Origin of the sequence: Plantactinospora solaniradicis, from assembly GCF_042658085.1 — a bacterium.
In the GTDB taxonomy this organism is placed as follows: Bacteria; Actinomycetota; Actinomycetes; order Mycobacteriales; family Micromonosporaceae; genus Plantactinospora; species Plantactinospora solaniradicis.
This window is the reverse complement of record NZ_JBHSPR010000037.1, coordinates 138,843-155,588: the sequence shown is the minus strand read 5'-3', so window position 1 is coordinate 155,588 and position 16,746 is coordinate 138,843. Positions and strand designations below refer to the sequence as shown.

The following is a 16,746-nucleotide window of genomic DNA, read 5'->3' as shown; positions in this document are numbered from 1 at the left end:
GTCCAGCCTCCGTTCCTCCCGCTCGTGTTGCCGGTACGACCCGCCCCGCCTCGTCGAAGGTTGCACGGTGGCGGAACGCGTTTCCGACTGTTCGGGGAGGGCGCGGTGCGGGGAGGCGGTGTGCGGGAGGGGGTGCTGGGCGGCCGGTGCGCCGTACCGGCCACCCGCCGTTCAGCGGTAGACGCGAACGTAGTCGACGAGCATCCGGGACGGGAACGGCGTGGTCGAATCGACCGGCCCCGGGAAGTCACCGCCGACGGCGAGGTTGAGGATCAGATAGAAGGGATGGTCGAAGACCCACGGGCCACGGGTCGACTCCACCGTCTCCTTGCTGGCGTAGAAGACCGTCTGGCCGTCCACCTTGAACGTGATTCCCCGGCTGTCCCACTCCGCGGCCCAGACGTGGAAACCACCGGCGAAGTCGACCCCACCCGGGGCGGGATACTTCTGCCCGTAGCCCGCGCCGCCGTTGTACTGCGGTGCGTGCAGCGTGGAGTAGCCCTCCAGCGTGTTGCGGCCGAGGACCTCCATGATGTCGATCTCGCCGTTGTACGGCCACGGACGGCCGGTGAGGAAGTCGGCGCCCATCATCCAGAACGCGGGCCAGAGGCCGTTGCCCTTCGGCACCTGGATCCGGGCCTCGATCCGGCCGTACTGGACGGTGAACTTGCCGCCGGTGTTCATCCGGTGCGACGTGTAGTCCCTGCCGCCGGCGGTCTCCCGACGAGCCTCGATCACCAGCGCCCCGGTGCCGTTCATCGAAGCGTTGTTGTTGTTCGTGTAGTACTGGATCTCGTTGTTCTGGCCGGTGCCGGGATCGATCGTCCACTTGGTCGGGTCGGGCTTGCTGCCGGCCGCCCCGTTGAACTCGTCGCTCCAGACCAGGATGTTCGCCGGGAACGTCGGGTCAGGGGGCATCGGCGGCGGGGCGGTCGGGTTGCCGCCGGTGCCGAAGACCTTGAACTCGTAGAGCGAGTAACCGTACTGGCTCGACCGGGCGGTGCCGTACATCCGGACGTAGCGGCCGGTGCCGGTCACGTTGATCGTCTCCTTGAAGCCCCGGCCCGTGGTGGTGGAGTAGATCGGGGTCCAGGTGGAGGCGTTCGCGGAGACCTGGATCTGGTACGCGGCGGCGTACGCCGGATCCCATTGCAGCACCACCTGGCTGATCGTGGCGGTGGCGCCGAGGTCGACGTAGATCCAGCCCGGGTCGACCCAGCCGGTGGTGGCGCTGGTCGCCCAGCGGCTGGCCGGATCGTTGTCGAAGGCCCGCGCGGGGACACACTCGAAGCACGCCCCGTCGTTCTGGCTGGTCGAGGCGACCGCCGGTTTCTGGTACGACAGCAGCACGCTTCCGCCCGGCGGTGGAGTCGTCGGCGGCGGCGTGGTCGGTGGTGGAGTGGTCGTCGGCGGAGTGCTGGGTCCGGTGCCGGTGCGTACCGCGAACTCCCAGAGCGAGTAGCCGAACGCCGTGCCCCGTTGGGTGCCGTACATCCGGACGTAGCGGCCCGAGCCGGCGACGGTCAGCACCTGTGTGCCGCCGGTGCCGGTGGTCGTGCTGTACACCGTGGTCCAGTTCGTGCCGTCGGCCGAGGTCTGGATCTGGAACGCCGTGGCGTACGCGGCCTCCCAGTTCAGGGTGACTCCACAGATCGACTGGGTCGAACCGAGGTCGACCCGCAACCACTGCGGATCGGCGGCGAGGCTGGACCAGCGGGTCGCCGTACTGCCGTCCACCGCCGAGGCGGCGGGGAAGGTGGTGGACTGGGTCGACGACGCGGTCGCCGGCCGGCCCTGTGCGGCGTTGCCGGTGCCGCAGGCGCTGGTTCCGGACTCGCCGTACACCTGGAATTCCCAGAGCGAGACGCCGTACGCGGTGGCCCGCGCGGTGGCGTTGAGCCGGACGTACCGCCCGCTGCCGCTGACGGTGATCTCCTGGGTTCCGCCGCTGCCGCTGGTGGTGGTGTGTACGGTCGTCCACGCCGAACCGTTCGTCGACGTCTGGATCGTGAAGGCGCGGGCGTAGGCGCCCTCCCAGTTCAGCACGATCCGACTCAGCGGTGCGACGGCGCCGAGGTCGACCTGCAACCACTGGGGCTCGGCGAAGGCGCTCGACCAGCGGGTGCCGGCGTCACCGTCGACCGCGGCCGACGCCGGGGTGGCGGCGGACTCCGTCGACGAGGCGGTGGCGGGCCGACCCTGCGACAGCAGGGTCTCGGCCGCGTCGGCCGACGTACCGGAAACGACGAGATAGCCGCCGAACAGGGCCAGGATCGTGCCCGACACGGTCAGGGCACGCCATCGGCTGAGCCAATGTGGTCGGACGCGGGGTGGGGACAGAGCGCTATTCATCAGTGCTCCCATAGTTGAGGGCCGCAACGTGTCGGACAGGTTGCGGGCCTGTGACGAACTGACGAGAGAGCGCTCTCTTCGATACTCTGAACCAATCAGCGAACGCTGTCAATGTCAGGTCGACCGGGTGGTCAAGAATTCGTCTGACCCTCGTACGACCTGCGGATACGCCTACCCGACGATGCCATCGGGGGCGTGGCGGGTTTCGGTCGACGGTGAGGTCCGGCGTGCCTCCATCGCGTCCCGGATGAACCGGTCGATGGCGTCCCAACTGGGGCCGGGACGACCGGCGGTGACCCGTTCGCGGCCGGAGTGGGCCCGGTACACCCGCTGGTCGTCGTGGTTGGCCGGATCCAGCACGGTTCGCCAGTCGTGGCCGGCGCCCGGGACCGAGTAGAACGTGACGGTGGCTCCGGCGTCCCGCAGTGCCTGGTAGAGCAGCACGCTCTGGCCGTGCGGCACCAACGCGTCGGCCTGCCCGTGCAGCAGGAGCACCGGTGGGGCGGACCGCGCCGCGTACCGTACCGGGTTCGCCGCGCCGGTCGCTTCCGGGCGGGTCTGGATGGCACCGCCGATCAACTGCGACTCCGGCGACCCGGGATCGTTGTGGCAGTCGGTGATGCCGAGTTCCCGGTTGAACTCCCGGCAGGCGCCGGGCAACATCTGCTCGTCCATCCGGAGGAAGTCGGTGGGCGGGTAGAACGCCACCGCGGCCTGGACCCGACTGCTCGGATCGGTCCCCCCGGCGAGTCCGGCCGGGGTGGGATCGCCGTCGTCGCCCGGCACCGAACCGCCGTCGTCGTTGCCGGCCGGGGTCGGATCGCCGTCGCCGGTCGGGGTCGGATCGCCGCCGGTCAGGGCCGCCATCGCCGCCGTCCAGCCGCCGGACGAGTCGCCCATGACGGTGAACCGCTCCGGGTCGAGCCGGTACTGCCGGGCCTGGCTCCGCAGCCACCGGATGGCGGCCTTGATGTCGTGCAGTTGAGCCGGAAAGACTCCCTGGCCGCTGGACCGGATGCTCACCCCGGCCACGGCGTAGCCCCGGGCGGTGAAGACCTCCGCGATCGGGCCGGCGCCGTCCTTGCCGTTGTCCCTCATCCAACCGGAGCCACCGGTCCAGAGAATGAGAGGTCGGTCACCCCGAGGGTCCGCCGGCAGGTAGAGGTCCAGCAGATGTCCCCGGTCGTCCGTAGGCTCGGTGGGCCGGTAGGCCAGGTCGGGGATCACCGGCCGCTGCCGACCGGTGTCGCGCCCGCGGGGGCGGTGAACGGGAGCGGCACGGCGGCGGCGCGCGGTACGGCGCGGGGCCGCGTCAGTGGCGTGACGTGCATGGCGGATGGTTCTCCTTCCAACGTCGGCGACTCGCAGGGGGTGTCGATTCTCTCGACAGGGCCCACCGAGTACAGCCTTTCGGCCCGTGGTCCCGGCCGCGCGACAACCTACCGGTTCGGAACGGACTGTCCGGAGCGGTCGACACCGGCCTGCCCGTGGCGCTCGACGCCGCGCGGGCGGCCTACGTCCCGGGCCTGCACGCCGTCGGCTGGGCCGTCGTCTGGGTCGCCGGGACGATCGCCCTGCTCGGCATCGCGTTCCTGCGCCGGCTGCCCGAGGTGATCGCAACCGACGGCCACTCCGTCACGTCGAAGGACGAAGACGGCGGGACGAGGGGAAGCTGATGAGGCGAATCGGGTACGTCATGACGCTGCTCGTGGTCGGGACGCTGCTCCCCGGCTGCGCCGATCGGGGCGGTCCGGACGGGGCGGCTTCGGCCCCACCCGCACCGCCGTTGGTGGCCGGGCACCCGACGCGTACGTGGAACTGGGCGCGGACGGCGGCTGGAGCGGCTCTGACGGCTGCAACCGTCAGAGCGGGCGGTGGGTCGCCGGCCGGGCGGGCGCCCTGCTTGCCACCATGGGGCCGAGCACTCTGATCGGCTGCGTCAACGTCGCGGTGGGGAGTCGGCTCGGCAACGCCTGGCGGGCCGGGCTGGACGGCGACGTGTTGGTGCTCCTCGACCCGGTGGGCGGCGAAACCGGCCGGCTCCGCCGAGCCTGACCGACCGGTCGAGCCGGGGTTGGCGCAGCCGGCCGTGCCGAGGTGACGGGATGGTTGTGCCGAGGTTGGCGGGGTCGGTGGTGCTGGCCGGGTGGGGCCGACGGCCCAGCCGCCGGCCCCACCCGGTCCGGTCACGGGGCCGGGGTGGGGGCCTTCTCGTCATCCGCCGGTCCGCTGGCCAGGGCGGCTTCGAGATCGAGCCGTTCCTGTTCGCGGTTGGCGAGGTACGCCCGGATGGAGTACGCCAGCGCGGCCGCCCAGACCACGTAGATCACGGCGTAGACCGCGTACCGCGTGTTGTCGGCGGCGTCGACCCAGTCGCTGCGCAGCAGGGTGCGGGCATTGGTCAGGATGATGACTCCGCCGACCGCCGAGCCGAGCACCCTCGGCGGGATGTGTCGGACCAGCCAGGCCGCGATCGGTGCCGCGATGACGCCGCCGATGAGCAGCGCGGCGACCCAGGTGAAGCTGATGTTCTCCGAACCGATGCCGACGAAGAAGCCGATGCTGGCGGCGACGGCCACGAGGAACTCGCTGGTGTCGATCGAGCCGATCGTCTTGCGCGGTTCGAGGCGACCGCTGGCCAGGATGGCCGGAGTGCCGACCGGGCCCCAGCCGCCACCGCCGGTGGAGTCGACGAAGCCGGCGACGATGCCCAGCGGGGCGAGGAAGCGCTTGCGCAGCGGCTTGCCGAGGTTGCCCTTGGGCAGGCCGAACGTGGTGAACCGGATCAGGATGTACAGGCCGAGGGCCAGCAGGATCACCGACATCAGCGGCGCCGCGGTCTCGGTGGAGAGGCCGGAGAGGAAGGTGGCGCCGGCGAAGGCGCCGACCGCACCGGGTATGCCGATCTTGGCAACGACCTTCCAGTCGACGTTGCCGAACTTCCAGTGCGAGGCACCGGAGACGAGGGTCGTGCCGATCTCGGCGAGGTGGACCGTGGCCGACGCGGCGGCCGGGTTGGTGCCGATGGCGAGCAGCAGGGTCGTCGAGGTCACGCCGTACGCCATGCCGAGGCTGCCGTCGACGAGCTGTGCTCCGAGGCCGACGAGGGCGAGGAGGAGGAGTCTTCGCATGTGGTGTACCACCAGTCCGGGGTGCAGGTTTCGACGGGGGTGTCAGCCGATCGGGCGTCGCTGCCTGGTCAGCGGATCGTGGGAGTGCTGTGGTCGACGAGGTCCACGATGGCCCGGTGTACGGACATCCAGAACTCGTGCGGCCGTACGCGGCACCGTCGAGCGCCGCCCGTAAAACCCTACTATCTCGATCGAGATTAAGACCTTGATGGGAATGAGGCAAGACCCGTCGGTACCGATGTTCGACGTCGCGCGGCGCCCGGCGGAACTGTTACGGTCCCTATCTGCCGATAGGAGATGCCGGAGTGCCCGCCCCGGCGCGAAAGGCCGGCACAGACGATGACATTCCTCTGGTTCCTGCCCACATCCGGCGACGGCGACAACGTCGGCTCGGCCACCGTCGCCGCCGGCGCGGCCCGGCACTCCCGGGCCGCCACCGTCGAATACCTCAGCGAAGTGGCCCGGGCCGCCGAGGAGTCCGGGTTCACCGGGGTGCTCACCCCGGTCGGCTCGGGCTGCCCCGATCCCTGGATCGTCTGTAGCGCCGTGGCCCAGTACACCGACCGGCTCGATCTGCTGGTCGCGATCCGTGCCGGATTCACCCTGCCGACGCTGCTCGCGCAGCAGGCCGAGACGTTCCAGCAGATTTCCGGCGGCCGACTGGCGCTCAACGTCGTGACCGGTGGCGATCCCGTCGAGCAGCGCGCCTACGGCGACTTCCTCGACCACGACGCCCGGTACGCGCGCACCGCCGAGTACCTGGAGGTGCTTCGCCTCGCGTTCCGCGGCGAGCGGTTCGACTACACCGGCGAGCACTACCGGATCGAGGGCGGGGGTCTGGCCGCGCCGATCGCCGGTCCGCCGCCGCTCTATTTCGGCGGCGCCTCGCCGGCCGCCGAGGCGGTGTCCGCCCGGCTGGCCGACGTCCATCTCATGTGGGGCGAGCCGCCGGCCGCGATCGGCGATCGGGTGGCCCGGATCCGGGCGAGGGCGGCCGGTCGGCCGCTGCGGACCGGACTGCGCCTGCATGTCATCGCCCGGGAGACCGCCGACGAGGCGTGGGCCGAGGCCGAGCGGATGCTGGCCGGAATGAGTCCCGAACGGATCGCCGCCGCCCAGGCCCGGTTCGCCCGGATGGACTCGGTGGGTCAGGGCAGGATGACCGCGCTCAACGGCGGGACGGCCGACGGGTTGACCATCTCGGCCAATCTCTGGGCCGGGATCGGGCTGGTCCGCGAGGGTGCCGGTACGGCCCTGGTCGGCAGCTACCCGGAGGTTGCCGCCCGGATTGACGAGTACGCCGACCTCGGTGTCGACCAGTTCATCCTCTCCGGCTGGCCGCACCGGGAGGAGGCCCTGCGGGTCGGGCGGCACGTGCTGCCCAGGACGGCTGCCGGACGGTCCGGTGCGCGGCTCACCCGCGCCCGCTGAGGCTCACCGCCGGGAGGGCCGTCGCCCCGTTACCTCGACGTCGCCGACAGCGAACTACGCGGCCTGACCGGCGGCGCGGCGGGGGTGCGAGGTCGGGGACCGGGTCAACCGGTCTCCGACCTCATGCCCGGCTTCGCGTGGCACCGTCTGCCCGGACGACGGCCACAGGGGACTCCCGGCCCAAATAACCCGGTAATCCTACCTCTAAGGTAGGTTTTTCGTCAACGAAATCACGTCCCGACGTGCGAAGACCAACATCGAGCGGGCCAGATGTTGACACCGCATCCGCCGCCGAGTGAACTCGTTGCATGTCCAGCGAGCTGCGGCTGACGATCCGCGGCCACATCGACTTCGGTCGGGTGTGGTCGAGTTCCTGTCTGAGCTGACCCGGCTGTCACCACCGATCGCGGCCACGCCGGAACGGCGCCCGCCGCCCGTGGGGCTCGACGCCGAGCCATCCGCCGATCCCTTCTCGCCCGGCGGCGCTCCCGACCTGTCGGCGGAACGACTTCGTCGCCGGCAGCGAGCCGGGCGTGCGACGGCGACGGACTGACCGGGCGGCGGCACCGGCAGACCCTCGAACTGTTGCGGGGCGGGATCGCGCCGGCCCTGCGCCGAAAGATTCCCAGCCATCCCTGGCACCGGTCGTCGTCGCACGCCGCGGTCGTGGCCTGACCGGATCGGACGCCGAGCCCCGCTTCGCCACCGGGTCGCACGTCGCCGGCCGGCGACAGATATAGCGCAAATCCCATCGGTTCAATAGGTAATTGGGGGTCCGGACATGACCCTGGCTGATCGCTACGACAGTGGGATGGAGCTGCGATATTGCCCTGCTCTCCGAAGTGGAGGCCGATTTTTGGTGTCCGTCGAGCAGAGTACAGATGGTTATCTTCCAAAATATGGAACATCGTTGACCCTGACCAACCGGACGCGGAGGATAGATCACATGCAGCGGCGATACATCCTCCACCTCGTCAGCCGCCTGCACATCGATCTGGCGCGTCACGCCAGCGCAGGCTGTCCCCGCTGACCACGACCGGACCGGCACACCGCCGGCCGCGTCGTCGGGCCGACACCCGCTGACCTCCGTCAACGTCATCCCGCCGCACATCGTGGTGCGGGCAACCCCGCCTTCGTGATCCACCCCGCCGGTACCGGCCGCCACCATCGCATCGCGCACCGGTACCGGGGATGGTCGCTGCCCGACTGCCGCCGACCGTGGCAGTTCCCGGACGGTTAGGAGAGACGTCATGACCATCACCGACCTGACCCCGATCGACGCGACGCGGTTCCGGTCCCTGCTCCGTCGGCAGGCCGCCGCGGTGACCGTGGTGACCGCCGCCGGCCAGCCGCCGGTCGGCTTCACCGCGACGTCGTTCACCTCGGTGTCGCTGCATCCGCCGCTGGTCTCCTTCTGCCTCTCCCGGACGTCGTCGAGCTGGCCGACGGTGGCCGACACCGGACACGTCGGCGTCCACCTGCTGGCGCAGGGGCAGCACGAGGTGGCCCGGACGTTCGCGACCAGCGGCATCGACCGGTTCGCCACACACCAGGGATGGCGGCCCGGCCCGTACGACGTGCCGCTGCTGGACGGGCCGGTCGCCTGGCTGGTGTGCCGGGTCGTGGAGCGGGTGGTCGCCGGTGACCACGCGATTGTGCTGGCCGAGCCACTGGTCGGTGGACACACCGAGGACGACGACGCGCCGCTGCTCTACCACATGGGCCGGTACGCCTCCCTCGCCTCCTGATCCGTACCGCTCTCCCCTCCGAGTCACTCCGCCGGCCCCTCGGGCCCATCGCACAGGAGTTCCGTCATGCCCCCTCCGTTCCGTTCCGCCCCCCGGTTACCCGGATCGCCGTTGCTCCGTCGGCGTACCTTCCTCGCGGCCACGCTCGGGGTCGCCGCCGCCGGACTTGCCGGCTGCGCGGAAGACGACCGGCCCACCGTCCGACTGGCCCTCGACGCGCCGCTGCCGGCGGAGGTGCCGAGCGGCACGGTGCTGCGGGTCGGCGACAAGGAACTACAGAAGGCGATCGAATACTCCGGCCAGGCGGAGAAGCTGAGCTTCGACGTCTCCTGGGCGAACATCAGCGGCGGCCCGGAGACCCTGGAGGCGTTCCGGGCGGACGCGTTGGACATCGGCTCGGTGGCCGACATCCCGCCGATCCACGCCGCCTGGACCGGGCTGTCCACGAAGATCGTCGCGGCCAAGTTCCGACAGGACCCGATCAACCACCCGATCTACCAGCTCGGCGTCGCGCCCGGAGCCGGCGTGGCCAGCCTTGCCGACCTGCGCGGCAAGAAGATCGCCTACAGCCCGGGCCAGGCCCAGGGCGCGCTGGTGCTGCGGGTGCTGCACCAGGCCGGGCTGGCCAAGGGTGACGTCAAACTCGTGGAACTCGCCAGCACCGGCGACGTCTACCCGACCGCGCTGGCCAGCCGCCAGGTCGACGTGGCGCCGATCGGCGGCATCAACGTCAAGCGCTACCTGGCCAAGTACGCCAGGGACGGCGGCAGCACCATCTCGCACGGCCTGCGGGACGACCCGGGCCACCTCTACGTCCGGGCCGAGACCCTCGAGGACCCGGCCAAGGCGGCGGCGATCCGGGAGTACGTCCAGGCGTGGGCCCGCGCCTGGGTGTGGATCGAGCAGAATCCGGACGAGTGGATCGACCGGTACTACGTCAAGGACCAGGGGCTGTCCCGTGAGGACGGTCAGTGGCTGGTCGACAACGCCGGTGTACCGGACATCCCGGCGAGCTGGTCGGACGTGATCGCCCGACACCAGCAGACCATCGACCTGCTCGCCAAGGAGACCGGCAACAAACCCCTGAACGCCGCCGACCTTTACGACCGCCGCTACGAGTCGGTGGGCGCCACCGCGTTCGGGGAGGGGGCGAAGTGACGACTCAGGTGAACCCCGTCGCCGCCCGGCCCACGCCGACACCGGTCCAGCCGGATTCCCAGCACCCCTCGAACCCGGCCGGGCCGCCCGGACCGGCCCGCGACCCGGCGACGTCCGCCGGACGGCCGTCGACGGTCCGCCGCCGACGGCGGCTCGGACCGGGCCGGCCGATCCCGTTCGGTGCCGCGCTCGGGCCGCTGCTGCTGCTCGCGGTCTGGTCGCTCGGCTCGCTGACCGGCGTACTCGACGAACGGACCCTGTCGGCGCCGTGGACGGTGGTGACCACCAGCGGCGACCTGATCGCCAGCGGCCGGCTTCAGGAGAGCCTGCTCGTCTCGACCCAGCGGGCCGGGCTGGGACTGGCCTTCGGAGTCCTGAACGGCACCGTTCTCGCCCTGATCGCCGGGCTCAGCCGGTGGGGAGAGGCGGTCATCGACGGGCCGGTGCAGATCAAGCGGGCGATCCCCGCGTTGGCGCTGCTGCCGCTGCTGATCCTCTGGCTCGGCATCGACGAGCAGATGAAGATCGTCACCATCACTCTCGGCGTCTTCGTACCGGTCTACATCCACACCCACAACGGACTGCGCACCATCGACCAGCGCTATGTCGAACTCGCCGAGGCGCTGCGCCTCCGCCCCGGCCGGTTCGTCCGTCGGGTGGTCCTGCCGGGCGCGCTGCCCGGGTTCCTGCTCGGGCTGCGCTTCGCCGTCGTCTCCGCCTGGCTCTCCCTGGTGGTCGTCGAGCAGATCAATTCGACCAGCGGGATCGGCTACATGATGGAACTGGCCCGCCAGTACGGCCAGACCGACATCATCATCGTCGGGCTGGTTCTCTACGGCATCCTCGGACTGCTCTCCGACGGCGCCGTCCGACTCGTGCAGAGGAGGGCGCTGTCATGGCGACGCACCCTGGCGGACTGACCATCGACGGCGCCACCGCGCTCGACCCCGTGGTACGGGTACGCGGGCTGAACCGTCGGTTCGGTGGGCGTACGGTGCTGGACGACCTGGACCTGGAGATCGGCGAGAACGAGTTCGTCGCCCTGCTGGGGCGCAGCGGTTCGGGCAAGAGCACCCTGCTCCGGGCCCTGGCCGGGCTCGATCCGGACGTTGCCGGCGACGGGCAGGTCGAGGTACCGGCGAACTCCTCGGTGATCTTCCAGGACGCCCGGCTGCTGCCCTGGCAGCGGGTGCTCGCCAACGTCGTACTCGGGCTGACCGGGCCGGGGGCGGTGCAGCAGGGCCGGGAGCGGCTGGCCGAGGTCGGGCTCGCCGGGCGGGAACGGGCCTGGCCCAACCAGCTCTCCGGCGGGGAGCAGCAGCGGGTCGCGCTGGCCCGATCGCTGGTCAGCGAGCCCAGGCTGCTGCTCGCCGACGAACCGTTCGGCGCGCTGGACGCGCTGACCCGGATCAGGATGCACGGCCTGCTGCGGGAGCTGTGCCGACGACACCGACCCGCCGTGCTGCTCGTCACCCACGACGTCGACGAGGCGGTCGCGCTCGCCGACCGGGTGCTGGTGCTCGACGAGGGTCGGATCACCGTCGACACCGCCATCGAACTGCCCGCGCCACGCCAGCACCGGCATCCGCGCTTTCTGGAGTACCGGGAGCGGCTGCTCGCCGCGCTCGGCGTCACGCAGACCGAGGAGATCCCCGCATGAGCCGACGATCGGGAACCCTGCACCTCAACGCGTTCCTGATGGGGGTGGGGCACCACGAGGCGGCCTGGCGGCTGCCCGAGAGCGACCCGTTCGCGCACACCGACGTCGCGCACTTCCAGGAACTGGCCCGGATCGCCGAGCGCGGCAAGCTGGACTCGCTGTTCCTGGCCGACAGTCCGGTGCTGTGGAACAACGTCGGCCGCCGGCCGTCCGGCGCGCTGGAGCCGACCGTACTGCTCACCGCCCTGGCCGGGGTGACCAGGCACATCGGGCTGATCGCTACCGCCTCGACCACGTACAACGAGCCGTACAACCTGGCCCGGCGGTTCGCGTCGGTGGACCACGTCAGCGGTGGCCGGGCCGGCTGGAACATCGTGACCACGGCCGGCGCGGACGCGGCCCGCAACTTCAACCTGGACGACCTGCCCGCACACCGGGACCGGTACGAGCGGGCCGCCGAGTTCATCGACGTCTCGCGCAAGCTCTGGGACAGCTGGGCCGACGACGCACCGCTCGGGGACAAGGCGGCCGGAGTCTGGGGCGACCAGGACCGGATCTTCCCGCCCGGACACGTCGGACGGTTCTTCAAGGTGGCCGGCGCGCTCAACCTGCCGCGCGCACCCCAGGGCTATCCGCTGCTGGTGCAGGCCGGCTCGTCCGAGGACGGCAAGGAGCTGGCCGCCCGGTACGCCGAGGCGGTCTTCACCGCCCAGCAGACCCTGGCCGAGGCGCAGGCGTTCTACGCCGATCTCAAGGCCCGGACCCGGGCGGTGGGAAGGGACCCGGACGGCATCAGGATCCTGCCGGGCATCGTGCCGGTGATCGGAGCGACCGAGGCACAGGCGCTCGCCCTGGAGGACGAGCTGGACCGGTTGATCAGACCGGAGTACGCCAAGCGCCAACTCGCCACCACGCTCGGCATCCCACCGGACGACCTCGACCTGGACCGCGAACTGCCGGCGGAGCTGCCCGACGAGGACCAGATCGAGGGGGCGAAGAGCCGTCGCACCCTGATCGTCACGCTGGCCCGCCGGGAGCGGCTGACCGTCCGGCAGCTGATCGGGCGGCTCGGTGGCGGTCGCGGGCACCGGACCTTCGCCGGCACCCCGGAACAGGTGGCCGACGCCATCGAGGACTGGTGGCATCACGGTGCCGCCGACGGCTTCAACATCATGCCGCCGGTGCTGCCCTCCGGACTGGTCGCGTTCGTGGACCACGTGGTGCCGATCCTGCAACGGCGTGGACTGTTCCGGACCGAGTACACCGGCCGTACGCTCCGGGACCACTACGGGTTGCCCCGGCCAGCCAACCAGTTCCAGTCCGGCGCCGCCGTGCCGGTCCCCGTCCCCTAGGAGAGTGCCATGGTCGACTACCGGCCCTTCGGCCGTACCGGCGTCCTCGTCAGCCCGCTGACGCTGGGCGCGATGAACTTCGGCAGTCGGGGAAACCCGGACCACGCCGACAGCATCCGGATCATCCACCGGGCTCTCGACGAGGGCATCAACGTGATCGACACCGCCGACGTCTATTCACAGGGCGAGTCGGAGGAGATCGTCGGGAAGGCCCTCGCCGACGGCCGGCGCGACGAGGTCTTCCTGGCGACCAAGTTCCACGGCCAGATCGGCGAGAGCCCACACCACCGGGGCAACTCGCGGCGGTGGATCATCCGGGAGGTGGAGCAGAGCCTGCGCCGGCTGCGTACCGAGTGGATCGACCTCTACCAGGTGCACCGGCCGGAGCCGGGAACCGACTTCGACGAGACCCTGGGCGCGCTCAGCGATCTCGTGCACCAGGGCAAGGTCCGCTACATCGGCACGTCCACGTTCGAGCCGTCGGAGATCGTCGAGGGGCAGTGGATCGCGCAGCGGCGGGGCCGGGAGCGGGTGGTCAGCGAGCAGCCGCCGTACTCGATCCTGGCCCGGGGGATCGAGCGCGAGGTGCTCCCGGTGGCCCAGCGGTACGGCCTGGCGGTGATCCCGTGGAGTCCGCTCGCCGGTGGTTGGCTGGCCGGCCGCTACCACCCGGGGCTGACCGAGCCGATCTCCCGGCGGGCCGAACGCTTTCCGGCGCGGTTCGATCCACGACTGCCGGCAAACGAGCGGAAGCTCGACGCGGTGCAGCAGCTCGCGGGGCTCGCCGAGGAGGCCGGACTGTCACTGGTCCACCTGGCCATCGCCTTCGTGCTGGAGCATCCGGCGGTCAGTTCCGCGATCATCGGCCCACGGACCCTGGAACACCTGGAGTCCCAGCTCGGCGCCGCGAAGGTGACGCTGTCCCGGGACGTGCTGGACCGGATCGACGAGATCGTGCCACCCGGTACCACGTTGAACCCGGCCGACGCCGGATACCTGCCGCCATCCCTGGCCGAGCCCGCCCAGCGCCGCCGGTCGGAGCGTCCGGGTGGCGTCGACGGGAGGAACACGTGAGCGAGGTCGTCGTCGTTTCCGGTAATCCGCGACCCGGGTCACGTACCCGGGTGCTCGCCGAGTCGGTGGGTGCGGCGGTCGCCCGGCGCGAGCGTGTTTCGTCGCCGGCCGTGGTCGACCTGGCGGAATACGGGCCGGCGCTGCTCGCCCCGGACGACGTACGGGTGGCCGGCGGGCTGGCCAGGGCTCGCGCCGCCCGGGTGTTGGTGGTGGCCACGCCGACCTACAAGGGCAGCTACACCGGAGTGTTGAAGGTCTTCCTGGACGGGTTGCCGCACCAGGGGCTGGCCGGGGTGGTGGCGGTGCCGGTGACGGTGGGCGCCAACCGGGAGCAGGCGGAGCAGTCGGGGCGGCACCTGCGGGGCCTGCTCGCCGAGCTGGGCGCGGAGGTACGCCCGGGCCTGGCGGTGACCGAGGCGGACCTGGCCGACCCGGGTCTGGCGGAGGAGTACGTGGCTGGCCTGGTCGGCCGGGTCTGAGCCGAGGGCGGTCGAGCGACGTCCGGCCCGGCGGTCGCCTGGCCGGACACCGCAGCGGGTCAAGGATCCCCGCGTTCGCCGTTCGTCCTGTTCACCCGTCGCGCGGGCAGTCGATGGCCGCCGCGGTCCGCGCGAGGGCGACCGTGCGGAGGTCGTCGGACGAGCCATTCCGGGGGCCGGGGTCGGGAAGGTCACCGCAGAGCAGGACGGGCTCGGGTGTGGACGTCCCCGGCCCAACCCTGAGGACGACGATCAGCTTGTTCTCGGGTACGAGCGGATCAAGCCGGTTGCTGTAACTGATGAATCCACTGGCGCCCGCGAACCCGTCGTCGCCGCGGATGTCACCGATGCCCTTCAGGAGGACGCCGGCGGTGATCGACGATCGTCCACTCTCTCGCCGTACGTAGATGATCGCCCACAGCACCACCTGGATCGCATCATGCGCCAGCATCGCCTGGCCGTCGCGGTTTTCGGTGCACGGCTCCCCGAACATCGCGCGGTACGTCGCGAAGAAGGGCTTCATGGTGTCGCAGGCATCGGTCCAGACCGCACTGGTCGCGAACGAGAGGTAGTCCAGAGTCAGGTCCGGAAAGTCCTGCCGCAGGTTGTTGGCGAGGGCGAACAGGGTCACGTCGTCGTTGGCCAGGATCCGTGGGTACCGGCCGCAGGCGTCTCGCATGCCGTGCAGGAAGGCGGGAAACGCGGCGCTGCGGCCGGCGTAGAAGACGACCTCGTCCGTTTCCGCCTCGCAGGTTTCACGTCCCAATATGCTGATATCCGATACGCCGGGCTGGTCATTGCGTCCGGTGCGGTAGGCCTCGACGTGGTTCACCCTGATGCCCCGAAGCGCGAACTCCTCCCGGGCGTCAGCTGCGAGATTAGGACTGTAGAGGTCGTCCCTGCTACCCGAGTAGTAGATGGAAACAACCTTTGCCTTCAGTTTCTCGGCGGCGTAGTAGGCGGCGACCTGCGCCTCTCGCCGGTTCCGCGGTCCCACCTGGTGGTAGTAGGTGGTGGACCGCGCGAGGTCGTCCGCCGAGATCATCGTGCCGACCATCGGGATACCGGCGCGGTCGAGACGGTTGATGGCATCTCTGGTCCCGTACCGGCTGACTCCGAGACCAGCGACAGCAACGAGCCGCTCGTCGGCATACCCACGGTGACCGCGCTCATCCATGCCCGGCGCATGTGTGGTACGCCGGTGTCGGTGACGTCGCGGTACGCGCCCCGGTGCGGGCGTTCCAGTTCGACCCGGAACGGCAGGAACCATCTGCGCGCCCGCTCGCGGGTCGGCAGATCTTCCTGCCAACGCAGGTGGACCGGCTTCGCGTCGATCGGATCCGCGGGATCGCCGATATCGAGATCATCGCCCGCCGCGACGACCAGAAGCGGATCCCGGACCGCTCGGCGACGACCGCGCCTCGTTCTGGTCTCCAGACGGGCGTTGCGCATGTCGTTCAGCAGTCGGAGGAGTCGGCCGCCGGCGTTGTCACGGGTGACCCCGTTGAGCATCAGCACCGGGTGGCAGGTACGACGACGTCCGGTGCCGAACAACGACCCACGCCGGTACGCCCACCGCAGATCCTCGAGGAACGCCGCGACCAGGAACTCAGGGTGGGCGCCAACATGGCTATGGCACGGATGGTCGACGGCACGTCCGCGACGTTTGCGTCGACCGTCTCGCGGTCGACGCCAGCGGGCAGGTGGTTGTCCCTGGCATACCGCTGGAGATCGCCAGCGATGACGTCCTGCTCCTTGTCCTTGGCGACCGGCTCGTCCAGGCGCAGCCGGACGAGCCAGGTAGCCAGACTGTAGTGGGGGAATCTCAGCCGGCGGGTGAAGCGGTCGAATGTACCGGAGAACTGGGCCACCGCCTCGTTGAGCAGTCGTTCCAGTTCACGGGTTTCCGAGTCGAAAAAGTCTGTGGCGTCCTGCTCACCATCGGCGGAATTATCCGTTGATGCCCCCGCGCAGTCGAGTAGCGCGTACGGCGGGCGCTTACCGGCGGCCCCATCGAGGCGGTCCGCCATTCCGCCCGTGATCGGACTCGGTGCGCCGGGTCTCGTCACGAGATAGACGATTGGAAAACTGTGCGCCCGCAGGTACCACACGGGACGCGTGGTCAGATTGTCCAGCAGCCGAAGCAGGTCGCTGGCGCCTTCGAAAAGGAGGCCTCCGATCCTGTCCTGCTCAATGTTCCAGTCAGTCTTCCGAAGCACGTAATACGCTCCACGGGGGTCGCGGTGGCGCTCGATGGGGTTGCATCGGCGACAGCACAACGATCGACGGCCGGGACCGGTGACGCGGCTAACAGATCCATGCTTTCAGCGGCACGGAAGCAGGAGAACGCATGCGGATGCC

Annotated in this window: 16 protein-coding genes; 10 read left to right on the top strand and 6 right to left on the bottom strand. The window is 70.4% G+C overall.

The annotated features are described in order from the left end of the window. Window positions 1–171: 171 nt before the first annotated feature. Together ACFP2T_RS32190 and ACFP2T_RS32185 are read right to left on the bottom strand one after the other, a co-directional pair. Window positions 172–2,352, bottom strand: coding sequence for a discoidin domain-containing protein (locus ACFP2T_RS32190; RefSeq protein ID WP_377428430.1), 2,181 nt, complete (start codon window positions 2,350–2,352; stop codon window positions 172–174). A 171-nt stretch (window positions 2,353–2,523) separates the two neighbouring features. After that, window positions 2,524–3,579: an alpha/beta hydrolase fold domain-containing protein gene (locus ACFP2T_RS32185; protein WP_377428428.1), complete on the bottom strand. Its 1,056-nt coding sequence runs from the start codon at window positions 3,577–3,579 to the stop codon at window positions 2,524–2,526. Between the two features lie 260 nt (window positions 3,580–3,839). On the opposite strand from ACFP2T_RS32185, the gene ACFP2T_RS32180 reads away from it, so the two are divergent. Together ACFP2T_RS32180 and ACFP2T_RS32175 are read left to right on the top strand one after the other, a co-directional pair. Then, a complete protein-coding gene (locus ACFP2T_RS32180; RefSeq protein ID WP_377428426.1) occupies window positions 3,840–4,028 on the top strand; it encodes a hypothetical protein in 189 nt (62 codons plus the stop codon). Window positions 4,029–4,164: 136 nt separating this feature from the next. Beyond that, complete coding sequence (locus ACFP2T_RS32175) at window positions 4,165–4,407, top strand: META domain-containing protein (protein WP_377428424.1); 243 nt, start codon at window positions 4,165–4,167, stop codon at window positions 4,405–4,407. 131 nt (window positions 4,408–4,538) lie between these two features. Here the strand turns inward: ACFP2T_RS32175 and ACFP2T_RS32170 are convergent, their stop codons facing one another. Continuing rightward, window positions 4,539–5,483 carry a sulfite exporter TauE/SafE family protein gene (locus tag ACFP2T_RS32170; protein WP_377428423.1) on the bottom strand — a complete coding sequence of 315 codons (945 nt, stop codon included), beginning with the start codon at window positions 5,481–5,483 and terminating at the stop codon, window positions 4,539–4,541. Between the two features lie 339 nt (window positions 5,484–5,822). On the opposite strand from ACFP2T_RS32170, the gene ACFP2T_RS32165 reads away from it, so the two are divergent. The 8 genes from ACFP2T_RS32165 to ACFP2T_RS32130 all read left to right on the top strand — a co-directional run bounded on the left by ACFP2T_RS32165 (window position 5,823) and on the right by ACFP2T_RS32130 (window position 14,385). Then, window positions 5,823–6,914, top strand: coding sequence for an LLM class flavin-dependent oxidoreductase (locus ACFP2T_RS32165; protein ID WP_377428421.1), 1,092 nt, complete (start codon window positions 5,823–5,825; stop codon window positions 6,912–6,914). 1,250 nt (window positions 6,915–8,164) lie between these two features. Then, window positions 8,165–8,662, top strand: a complete 498-nt coding sequence (locus tag ACFP2T_RS32160; RefSeq protein ID WP_377428419.1) for a flavin reductase family protein — start codon at window positions 8,165–8,167, stop codon at window positions 8,660–8,662. Window positions 8,663–8,728: 66 nt separating this feature from the next. Continuing rightward, the gene (locus ACFP2T_RS32155; RefSeq protein ID WP_377428417.1) at window positions 8,729–9,820 is read left to right on the top strand and encodes an ABC transporter substrate-binding protein; all 1,092 of its coding nucleotides are present in this window, start codon (window positions 8,729–8,731) and stop codon (window positions 9,818–9,820) included. Next, window positions 9,817–10,740, top strand: a complete 924-nt coding sequence (locus ACFP2T_RS32150) for an ABC transporter permease (protein WP_377428415.1) — start codon at window positions 9,817–9,819, stop codon at window positions 10,738–10,740. Before ACFP2T_RS32155 ends, ACFP2T_RS32150 begins: the two co-directional genes overlap by 4 nt. Then, window positions 10,716–11,480 (top strand): ABC transporter ATP-binding protein, encoded by a 765-nt coding sequence (locus ACFP2T_RS32145; protein WP_377428413.1) that lies wholly within the window; start codon window positions 10,716–10,718, stop codon window positions 11,478–11,480. The genes ACFP2T_RS32150 and ACFP2T_RS32145 overlap by 25 nt, the downstream gene beginning before the upstream one ends. Continuing rightward, a complete protein-coding gene (locus ACFP2T_RS32140; RefSeq protein ID WP_377428411.1) occupies window positions 11,477–12,832 on the top strand; it encodes an LLM class flavin-dependent oxidoreductase in 1,356 nt (451 codons plus the stop codon). The genes ACFP2T_RS32145 and ACFP2T_RS32140 overlap by 4 nt, the downstream gene beginning before the upstream one ends. A 9-nt stretch (window positions 12,833–12,841) precedes the next feature. Further along, a complete protein-coding gene (locus ACFP2T_RS32135; RefSeq protein ID WP_377428409.1) occupies window positions 12,842–13,906 on the top strand; it encodes an aldo/keto reductase in 1,065 nt (354 codons plus the stop codon). After that, window positions 13,903–14,385, top strand: a complete 483-nt coding sequence (locus ACFP2T_RS32130; RefSeq protein WP_377428407.1) for an NADPH-dependent FMN reductase — start codon at window positions 13,903–13,905, stop codon at window positions 14,383–14,385. The genes ACFP2T_RS32135 and ACFP2T_RS32130 overlap by 4 nt, the downstream gene beginning before the upstream one ends. 91 nt (window positions 14,386–14,476) lie before the next feature. Here ACFP2T_RS32130 and ACFP2T_RS32125 read toward each other — a convergent pair whose 3' ends face one another. Genes ACFP2T_RS32125 through ACFP2T_RS32115 form a run of 3 tightly spaced genes read right to left on the bottom strand, consistent with a single transcriptional unit; the run spans window position 14,477 to window position 16,604 of the window. Beyond that, window positions 14,477–15,442 carry a type 1 periplasmic-binding domain-containing protein gene (locus tag ACFP2T_RS32125; protein WP_377428405.1) on the bottom strand — a complete coding sequence of 322 codons (966 nt, stop codon included), beginning with the start codon at window positions 15,440–15,442 and terminating at the stop codon, window positions 14,477–14,479. Further along, window positions 15,427–15,903, bottom strand: a complete 477-nt coding sequence (locus ACFP2T_RS32120; RefSeq protein ID WP_377428403.1) for a hypothetical protein — start codon at window positions 15,901–15,903, stop codon at window positions 15,427–15,429. The genes ACFP2T_RS32125 and ACFP2T_RS32120 overlap by 16 nt, the downstream gene beginning before the upstream one ends. After that, window positions 15,897–16,604 (bottom strand): hypothetical protein, encoded by a 708-nt coding sequence (locus tag ACFP2T_RS32115; protein WP_377428401.1) that lies wholly within the window; start codon window positions 16,602–16,604, stop codon window positions 15,897–15,899. The genes ACFP2T_RS32120 and ACFP2T_RS32115 overlap by 7 nt, the downstream gene beginning before the upstream one ends. Window positions 16,605–16,746: the final 142 nt, after the last annotated feature.

Coding starts and splice junctions, on each gene's coding strand:
- ACFP2T_RS32190 (WP_377428430.1), bottom strand. CDS start 2,352: ATGAATAGCGCTCTGTCCCCACCCCGCGTCCGACCACATTGGCTCAGC.
- ACFP2T_RS32170 (WP_377428423.1), bottom strand. CDS start 5,483: ATGCGAAGACTCCTCCTCCTCGCCCTCGTCGGCCTCGGAGCACAGCTC.
- ACFP2T_RS32165 (WP_377428421.1), top strand. CDS start 5,823: ATGACATTCCTCTGGTTCCTGCCCACATCCGGCGACGGCGACAACGTC.
- ACFP2T_RS32160 (WP_377428419.1), top strand. CDS start 8,165: ATGACCATCACCGACCTGACCCCGATCGACGCGACGCGGTTCCGGTCC.
- ACFP2T_RS32155 (WP_377428417.1), top strand. CDS start 8,729: ATGCCCCCTCCGTTCCGTTCCGCCCCCCGGTTACCCGGATCGCCGTTG.
- ACFP2T_RS32145 (WP_377428413.1), top strand. CDS start 10,716: ATGGCGACGCACCCTGGCGGACTGACCATCGACGGCGCCACCGCGCTC.
- ACFP2T_RS32140 (WP_377428411.1), top strand. CDS start 11,477: ATGAGCCGACGATCGGGAACCCTGCACCTCAACGCGTTCCTGATGGGG.
- ACFP2T_RS32135 (WP_377428409.1), top strand. CDS start 12,842: ATGGTCGACTACCGGCCCTTCGGCCGTACCGGCGTCCTCGTCAGCCCG.
- ACFP2T_RS32125 (WP_377428405.1), bottom strand. CDS start 15,442: ATGGTCGGCACGATGATCTCGGCGGACGACCTCGCGCGGTCCACCACC.